Origin of the sequence: Cognatishimia sp. F0-27 (assembly GCF_020667845.1) — a bacterium.
In the GTDB taxonomy this organism is placed as follows: domain Bacteria; phylum Pseudomonadota; class Alphaproteobacteria; order Rhodobacterales; family Rhodobacteraceae; genus JAFMPQ01.
In genome coordinates this window covers 1-1,767 of record NZ_JAFMPQ010000083.1, presented here as the reverse complement: position 1 = coordinate 1,767, position 1,767 = coordinate 1, and the positions used below count along the sequence as shown (strand labels likewise).

The following is a 1,767-nucleotide window of genomic DNA, read 5'->3' as shown; positions in this document are numbered from 1 at the left end:
TCCGCAAAGGCCGATCCAAAGGCGTTCTCGATGGCCACAAGCTGGTCCGTGCCGCCGCCCCCCGTTGCGACACCGTTCTCCAGATCAATGAAAACACTGGCGAAAACCCCGGAATAGATCACCGTGTCGGTGTTGAAGCTGCCGTCGAGATAATCATCGCCGAGGTCGCCCTTAAGCCGGTCGTCGCCCGACCCGCCGAGCAGCGAGTCGTTGTCCTGGCCGCCCTCCAGCCGGTCATTGCCGGAGCGCCCGAACAGCGTGTCCTCGCCGCGCCCACCTTCGAGCGTGTCGTTGCCTTGGTCGCCATCGACGAGATCGTCGCCGCCATTGCCCTCGATCAGATCATCCTCGAGCCCGCCGTTAAGGTCTTCTCCGGCGGCACCGCCGAGGATCGTATCGTTGTCGTGGCCGCCCAGGACCTGTCCGCTGACCGCACCGAGTCGTCCGTCGTAAAGGTCGTTGCCGTCGCCCATATCAACGTAGTCTGCTTCGATCAGACCGGAATTGGAAAGTGTGTCGTCTTCTTCATTCAGGTAGACATCACCGTTGATCGTGCCCGTGTTGCGCAGGATATCCACCTGTCCGGTATCCGCGGACTCGAAGGCCGCGTTGACGTTGAACTGCACGCCGTCATTCTGAGCCGAGATGACGCCGTCGTTGATCGTTGTGACCGTGCGTAGGCTGCTATCGCCTGCCCACTGGATGCCCGTCCGCCCGGCAATCGTGCCTGTGTTCACCAGCGTTGAATTGTCGGTCACGTAAGCATTGAAGGCGCGGCTGGTTGCGCCGAGGATCTCGCCCGTGTTGACGACCTGGACCCCGATGGATGGCGCATTGGAAATCGACGACCAGGTAACCCCGTTTGTGTTGCCGCTGATCGTCCCGGCATTGTTGAGCTTAAACACGCCCCCCGAACCGAGACTGAAATTGATGCCTGAAGATCCCCCAAGGATCGAACCATTGCCGCCCACGTTGATCTCGACCTCAGGCGAGCCGACGACCGAGGCACCGATGCCCCTGGAAATCACCGCACCTTCGATGAAGAGGCTGGAAAACGCCCCGTTCATCGAGACAGCAGACGCGGTCGATGTCACGCCCAGCGTGGCCCCTTGCGCGACAATACCCGTTTCAAAGCCGACCAAGGCCTGGCTTGTGGAGGAAAACGACGTGATGAAAAAATTAGCCATGATCGGACTCCGATATGCATGAAAAACTCCGAGCATAACTCAAATTCCGACCATCTTGACGTAGCGGCATCTGCGCTGTCGCGAAAGCGGCCAAAATCCGCCGATCCAGTCCATGCCCATTGCGTTTTTCACCGCCGAAGACGTCTGTATCTTCCGGCAGCACCCCGTCCGGCGCCGTTCAGAGCACGAAATCCCCCGCATCCGCACCGCCGACGATATAGATCTGCGCGTCCGTGACGCTGTCGCCATCCACGTCCATGCTGGCCACGGTCACGTCCACCCCGCTCACCACGAAGTCAAACAGCACCAGCTCTCCCCCCGCCCCGGAATATCCCGACGTGATCGCAAACGCCTGATTGCCCGCAATCGTCGTGTTGGCGTCGATCAAATAGAGATTGACCCGGTCCCCTTCGGCGGCGTCGAAATCGCGGATCTGGTCGCGCGCCGCAGCGCCCACGCCCATGTCGGCGATGCTGCGGAACACAAAATTGTCCGCTCCGTCGCCACCGTTGTAATAGTCCAGCCCGCGCCCGCCATCGATATAATCGTCGCCCGCGCCGCCGAGCATCGTGTCGACGCC

The 1,767-nt window shown here is 61.0% G+C and carries 1 protein-coding gene and 1 pseudogene; both read right to left on the bottom strand.

Annotation, left to right across the window (positions count from 1 at the left end):
* The coding region (locus tag J1C49_RS21420; RefSeq protein ID WP_304522459.1) for a calcium-binding protein at window positions 1–1,187 on the bottom strand (1,187 nt) is incomplete at its 3' end.
* Between the two features lie 178 nt (window positions 1,188–1,365).
* Window positions 1,366–1,767, bottom strand: a pseudogene (locus J1C49_RS21860) (hypothetical protein); the annotation flags it as partial.